Origin of the sequence: Candidatus Tumulicola sp. (assembly GCA_035601835.1) — a bacterium.
In the GTDB taxonomy this organism is placed as follows: domain Bacteria; phylum Vulcanimicrobiota; class Vulcanimicrobiia; order Eremiobacterales; family Eremiobacteraceae; genus DATNNM01.
Genome location: DATNNM010000008.1, coordinates 118,620 through 125,127, shown reverse-complemented (window position 1 = coordinate 125,127; position 6,508 = coordinate 118,620). Strand labels below are relative to the sequence as shown.

The window sequence follows — 6,508 nt, the reverse complement described above, 5'->3', positions numbered from 1 at the left end:
GGCACGCCGACCTGGCGCGCCAGCAGGATGTGCTCGCGGGTCTGCGGCATCGGCCCGTCGGTCGCGGCCACGACCAGGATGGCGCCGTCCATCTGGGCGGCACCGGTGATCATGTTCTTGATGTAGTCGGCATGCCCGGGGCAGTCGACGTGCGCGTAGTGACGCTTCTCCGTCTCGTACTCGACGTGCGCGGTCGCGATCGTGATGCCGCGAGCCTTCTCTTCGGGGGCATTGTCGATCGAGTCGAAGGAGCGGAATTCAGCGAATCCCTTCTTTGACAGGACCTTGGTGATGGCCGCGGTCAGTGTGGTCTTGCCATGGTCGATGTGACCGATGGTTCCCACGTTCACGTGCGGCTTGGTGCGCTCGTACTTCTTCTTCGCCATTGTTACTCCTTCTTAACGTCCTCCTCTAGGCTCTTGACTTCGCGACGATCTCTTCCGCGATTGATTTCGGGACTTCCTGGTAGTGATGAAATTCCATGCTGTAAACGGCGCGACCCTGGGTCTTGGACCGAAGGTCCGTGGCGTAACCGAACATGTTGCCAAGCGGAACATAGGCGCGCACCACCTGCATGGTGGCGCGGCCTTCCATGCCAAGGATCTGGCCGCGGCGCGAGGACAGGTCGCCGAGGATCTCGCCCATGAACTCCTCGGGCATGACGACCTCGACCTTCATGATCGGCTCGAGCAGCGTCGGCTGGCCCTTCTGCATGCCGTCCTTGGCCGCCATCGAGCCGGCGATGGTGAAGGCCATCTCGTTCGAGTCGACTTCGTGGTACGAGCCGTCGACCAGGGTGGCCTTGACGTCGACGACGGGATAGCCAGCCAGCACACCACTGTTGAGGGCTTCGATGATGCCCTTCTCGACCGCGGAATGGTATTCCTTCGGGATCGAGCCGCCCACGATCTTGTTGACGAACTCGAAGCCCTTGCCGGCTTCGTTCGGCTCGATGTTGATTTCGGCATGACCATACTGGCCGCGCCCCCCCGACTGCCGGATGAACCGCCCGACGCCGTGCGCCTTGCGCTTGATGGTCTCGCGGTAGGCGACCTGCGGTTTGCCCACGTTGGCGTCGACCGCAAACTCGCGCAGCATACGGTCCACGATGATCTCGAGGTGCAGCTCGCCCATACCGGAGATGATAGTCTGGCCCGTCTCTTCGTCGGTGCGCATCTTGAAGGTCGGGTCTTCTTCGGCCAGTTTGACCAGCGACTGCCCGAGCTTCTCCTGATCCACTTTGGTCTTGGGCTCGATCGCCTGGCTGATCACCGGTTCCGGGAAGGTGATGTTCTCAAGCACGATGGGATGCTTCTCGTCGCACAGCGTGTCGCCGGTGGTCGTGTTCTTCAGGCCCACGGCCGCCGCGATGTCGCCCGCCTCGACGCTCTCGGCGTCTTCCCGGTGATTGGCGTGCATGCGCAGGATGCGCCCGATGCGCTCCTTATGACCCTTGGTGGAGTTGTAGACGTACGAGCCGGCCTTCAGCGTCCCCGAATAGGTCCGGAAAAACGTCAGCTTGCCGACGAACGGATCGCTCATGACCTTGAACGCGAGCGCCGCGAACGGCTCATCGTCAGACGGTTTGCGGGTCAGCATCTTGTCCGGATGGTCCGGGTCGATGCCCGTGACGTCGGGCAGGTCCATCGGCGACGGGAGATAGTCGACGATCGCATCGAGCAGCGGCTGCACGCCCTTGTTCTTGAACGCAGAGCCGCACAGCACCGGGATGACGATGCCCTTGATCGTCGCGGTCCGCAGCGCCTTGGCGATCTCTGCTGCTGAGATCTCCTTGCCTTCGACGTACTTCGCGGTGAGGTGCTCGTCGGTCTCCGCGACCCGCTCGATCAATTCGCCGCGATAACGGCGCACGAGTTCCTTCATGTCGGCCGGCATCTCGACTTCGCTCATCGCCTTGCCGAGGTCGTCGGTGTAGATCGTCGCCGTCTCGGTCAGGAGATCTACGAAACCTTTGAATTGATCTTCTTGGCCGACCGGCAGCATGATCGGCGTGGCCGGCGCGCCCAGCCGTTCGCGGATCTTGGTCACGGCGTTATAGAAGTCGGCGCCCGTGCGATCCATCTTGTTGATGAAGATGATGCGCGGGACTCTATACTTGTTGGCCTGGCGCCACACGGTCTCGCTTTGCGGCTGCACGGCCGCCACGGCGTCGAACAGCGCGACGAGGCCGTCGAGCACGCGCATGGAGCGCTCGACCTCGACCGTGAAGTCCACGTGGCCGGGCGTATCAATAATGTTGATGCGCGTGTCGTTCCACACGCACGTGGTCGCGGCGGAGGTGATCGTGATGCCGCGCTCCTGCTCTTGCTCCATCCAGTCCATCGTCGCAGCGCCTTCGTGGACTTCGCCCATCTTGTGCGTGCGGCCGGTATAGAAAAGGATGCGCTCGGTCGTCGTCGTCTTGCCGGCGTCGATGTGAGCTGCGATGCCTATGTTTCGCGTATCCGCGAGACTGAATTGTCTTGCCATTCCTTTTGGTCGTGAATGTTCGAGGGTGGATTTCATTCTAGGGCGTTACCAACGATAGTGCGCGAACGCTTTGTTCGCCTCGGCCATGCGGTGCGTGTCCTCGCGCTTCTTGACGGTGTTGCCTTGGTTGCTCGCCGCGTCCATCAGCTCGGCGGCGAGCCGATCCGCCATCGTGCGGCCCGGACGCTTGCGCGCGAATTGGATCAGCCAGCGCATGCCCATCGCCTGACGGCGATCGGGGCGCACTTCCATCGGCACTTGATACGTCGCGCCGCCGACGCGGCGCGGGCGCACTTCGATGAGCGGCATCGCGTTGTTGAGAGCCTGCGTGAAGACGTCCATCGGGTCTTTGCCCGTCTTCTGCTGGACGATGTCCAACGCGCCATAAACGCTATGCTCGGCCACGCTCTTCTTGCCCCGGAGCATGACCTTGTTGACGAAGCGCGCCATCGTCCGCGAGTTGAAGCGCGGGTCGGGCAGCACTTGGCGTTTTTGCGCGGGTCCTTTACGCGGCATGTCTTCCTTTATTTGGGGCGCTTCGCGCCGTACTTCGAGCGCGCTTGTTTGCGGTTCTGGACGCCTTGGGTGTCCAGCGTGCCGCGGATGATGTGGTAGCGGATCCCCGGCAGATCTTTCACGCGGCCGCCGCGGATGAGCACGACCGAGTGCTCCTGCAGGTTGTGTCCGATGCCCGGAATGTAGGCCGTGACCTCGATGCCGTTGGTCAGTCGCACCCGCGCCACTTTGCGCAGCGCCGAGTTCGGTTTTTTCGGCGTGATCGTCTTCACTTGGGTGCACACGCCGCGCCGTTGCGGGTTGCCCTTCTTGATCAGTTTGGTGCGCTGCGGCAGGTCCGGGTGCCCGGGTTTGGCGCCGGTCAGCGCCACCAAGAACGCCGGCGACTTCGATTTCTTTTTGACTTTTTCGCGTCCGCGGCGAACCAACTGACTGATGGTCGGCAAGTGTTCCCTCGTGACAAATGAGCCCTATTAGAAAGCAAATGAGACAACGCGCGCGAGCGCAGCTGCCTCTCCCTGGGGTGTCCCGCCTAGGAGCACGAAGTGGTCAGTGGACCGGTGGGAAACAAACCTCCGGGGATTTCTCCGGCCCGGCAGCCACCCTTGGGCAGCTAGCCGGCCTGGGTAAGTGCGGAGCCTGGAATCCAGGCACCCGCCCAACCAACGTATTGTACCAAAGCGGGGTGAGAGGCGTCAAGCCGACCATCGGCCGGCTCGCCTCGGTTCCCGCGTTTAGGGCCCGAACGACATGCCGAACGGCTGCGTTTCCGTGGGCATCGTGAACAGCGGCACGCTCGACGCGCTAAGCGGCGGCGTGAATGCGGTAATCGTGGCGGCGCCATAGTTCTCGATGTAGACGTTGCCGAAGCGATCAAACGCGAATCCGGCCGGCTCGTTCGTACCGCTGGGGCCGCCGGCGATCGTCGTCACCGGTAGACTTGAGTTGGAGTATGGCGGATTGTAGACGTACACGTTGCTCGTTGTGAAATCGCCGACATAAAGGTTGCCCGCCGCGTCGACGCCTATGCCCTCACTACAGGGTGTACCCGCCGGGGAGATCGTCGCGCTTGGCGTCGTGGAATTCGTGAAGGGCGGCGTGTAGACGGTCACGGTGTGTGACGAGCAGTTCCCCACGAAAAGCTTGCCGCTCGGATCGAGTCCAAGCGTATACGGACGGCTTCCCGACGCGAACTGCACCGAGAACGTGCTGCTGCTCGAAAACGGCGGCGCGAAAATGTCGATCTTGCTGTTGCCGTTATCAGACACAGCGAGATTGCCTGACGAATCGACGGCAAACCCTCCGACCCTTGCCGGCGTCGTCACGTGGGCGATCGGAGCGCTCGAGCTGCTCAGCGGAAGCTGGTAGATGTACCAGCCGACGGAAAACGTACCGACAGCGAGCTGATTGTTCGGCAACGGCAGGACAGCGCTGGTGCACACCGAGCCGGAAGGAAATGGAACGCTGATCGAGGGAGTCGTGGCGCCGGTGAACGGCGGGTTATAGACGTTGACGAAGTGCGTGCCGACGCACGTCGTCAGATACAAATTCGGGTTCGGCGGCGGCGGGGGGGGTCGTTTGGGTGCTCGACGTGCAGGCAGAAACGATAGCGGCCGTTGCCGCCAAGGCGATCGTCGCGAATCCGCGCATTATGCAACTCCTCATAGCGTGCTCACGCTAGGACATGGTTACCCATTCTAGAGGTTACGTTAAACGCTAGGGGGGCGCGAGTCCTAGCAGCTGGACGAGCGCGGTGATGACGATGTCCGGCTTTATGACGTTTTCCGGATACGTTTTGCCTTCCAGATCGGCCCAGGCCGCGAGCAGACCCGCGTTCTTCGCGCCGGCGACGTCCGTCTCCGGGCTGTCTCCGACATACAGCGTCGTGGTCGGCGCGAGTTCGAGCAGCGACACGACGCGCTCGAAGGCTTCGCGCGCCGGTTTCCACGCGCCTAACTCCTCCGAAGAGTACACGGGTCCCGGGAAATCGATCAGGCGCGCCTTGAGATGCTGCAATTCGCGCCATCCGTTCGTCATGATCGCGATCGGCACGGCGCGCCTTGCAAGCTCCAACACGGTCTGGTGCGCGCCCGGCATGGGACGCACGCGCTGCGGAGCCTCTTCGAGCGCGCGTCTTCGGAAATCTCGCACTATCATGGCGATCCTCGGCGGCGGACAGCCCCAACGCGCGAACGCCGAAGACAGCGCGTCGTCCAGCGGTACTCTGCCCGAGCGAAAAGATTCCAGGCATGCGATGACGTCATCCTCGGCCGGCGGAGCGCCGCACGCTTCGTGCACGAGGCCATGCAGCACGTCGAATTCGAGGCGATTGTCCACGCCGAGGGTGTGGTCGAAATCGAAGAGGATGGCGCGGACATCCATGCCTCTAGGGGGTGAGCACCTTGACCGTGTTGTCGTTGCTGTCGTTGAAGTAGACGATCTGTTGTTGGAAGGTTCCGGGCACGGCCGCGAGGCTGAACAACGCGCCCGCTGCACCGGCGTCCAGGCTCATCGTGCCGACGACTTTCCCGCCGGGCGTCACGTCGATCATCAGATTGTCGCCCGAGTTGGCGACCACGATGTTGCCGTTCACCAGCAGCGAGGCGCCGAGCGGGTTGTTGAGCGGAGCACCGCTCAAGACGGCATGCGCCGAGGAGCCTGAGGTCCCACCAAAGGTCGAGTCGCTGCCGGAAACGGTGATGCCGCCTGCCCCGACGCTCGACACGTTCGCGATCGCGATGAGCTTGTTGCTATTCGATTCGGCGATGTACAAGGTGTCGTTGGCGGGGTTGTACGCCATGCCGTAGGGGGCGAAGATGTTGCCCGGGGCGCCGCCGTTGACCGAAAAACCGGTGGCGATCGTCTCCGTGGAATACGAGGTGGGACCGAGCACGTTGATGCGCACCAGGCTCCCGTCGTTCGCGTTCGAGACGTAGATCGCCGGCTTCGTCAGGCTGTTCGCGTACGTCGAGCCCCACGGTCCGTTGAACGGTGAGCCGCTCAGCGTGACTTTCGTCGACGCCGAGGGGTCGTAGATGACGACGTCGTTCGCGAGTTTCGCGGTCACCGCGACGTGGTCGTCAGGCAAGACCGAAACGGACCCGCAGCCGAGCAGCGTCGCGTCTTGGGCGAAGCGGTGAACCGTCGAGCCGCTCGCGGGGTGTATGTATTCCACGGTCGTGCCGGTGCCTTGGACGTTCGAAGAGTTGTTGAAATTGCAGACGACAAGATCGCCGCTGGTGAAGAGACCGGTATCGCTCAGAGCGATCGCCAGGCCGTACGGATTCCGGTCACCGTTGGTCGGGTCGATGATCGAGCCGATGTTGCTGACGGTTTTGAAGGGAAAGATGTCGGGATTCAATATCGACGGCGCCAAAGGGTTGCTGCTGCTGCAGCCGCTCAGGCTCAGGATGATCGTTGCAGCGATAATGCCGGGGGTGACGATTCTCACTTTAGGCTCCTTCTGACGTTCGGGTCGCCCTTCGCTCTCCTTCTCTTTCCC

7 protein-coding genes are annotated in these 6,508 nt (G+C 62.5%); all 7 read right to left on the bottom strand.

Annotated elements, in window-relative coordinates; all coding sequences use genetic code 11:
• Positions 1–386: GTP-binding protein (locus tag VN934_03365; GenBank protein HXM17830.1), on the bottom strand; the 386-nt coding region annotated here is incomplete at its 3' end.
• 25 nt (positions 387–411) lie between these two features.
• A complete protein-coding gene (gene fusA / locus VN934_03360; GenBank protein HXM17829.1) occupies positions 412–2,490 on the bottom strand; it encodes an elongation factor G in 2,079 nt (692 codons plus the stop codon).
• A 45-nt stretch (positions 2,491–2,535) separates the two neighbouring features.
• Positions 2,536–3,006, bottom strand: coding sequence for a 30S ribosomal protein S7 (gene rpsG / locus VN934_03355; protein ID HXM17828.1), 471 nt, complete (start codon positions 3,004–3,006; stop codon positions 2,536–2,538).
• 8 nt (positions 3,007–3,014) lie between these two features.
• Entirely contained in the window at positions 3,015–3,452 is a 438-nt protein-coding gene (gene rpsL / locus VN934_03350; protein ID HXM17827.1) for a 30S ribosomal protein S12, read from the bottom strand.
• Between the two features lie 288 nt (positions 3,453–3,740).
• Positions 3,741–4,553 (bottom strand): hypothetical protein, encoded by an 813-nt coding sequence (locus tag VN934_03345; protein HXM17826.1) that lies wholly within the window; start codon positions 4,551–4,553, stop codon positions 3,741–3,743.
• A gap of 169 nt (positions 4,554–4,722) precedes the next feature.
• Complete coding sequence (locus tag VN934_03340; GenBank protein HXM17825.1) at positions 4,723–5,388, bottom strand: HAD family hydrolase; 666 nt, start codon at positions 5,386–5,388, stop codon at positions 4,723–4,725.
• A gap of 4 nt (positions 5,389–5,392) precedes the next feature.
• Complete coding sequence (locus VN934_03335; GenBank protein HXM17824.1) at positions 5,393–6,457, bottom strand: hypothetical protein; 1,065 nt, start codon at positions 6,455–6,457, stop codon at positions 5,393–5,395.
• Positions 6,458–6,508: the final 51 nt, after the last annotated feature.

Coding starts and splice junctions, on each gene's coding strand:
- VN934_03340 (HXM17825.1), bottom strand. CDS start 5,388: ATGGATGTCCGCGCCATCCTCTTCGATTTCGACCACACCCTCGGCGTG.
- fusA (HXM17829.1), bottom strand. CDS start 2,490: ATGGCAAGACAATTCAGTCTCGCGGATACGCGAAACATAGGCATCGCA.
- rpsG (HXM17828.1), bottom strand. CDS start 3,006: ATGCCGCGTAAAGGACCCGCGCAAAAACGCCAAGTGCTGCCCGACCCG.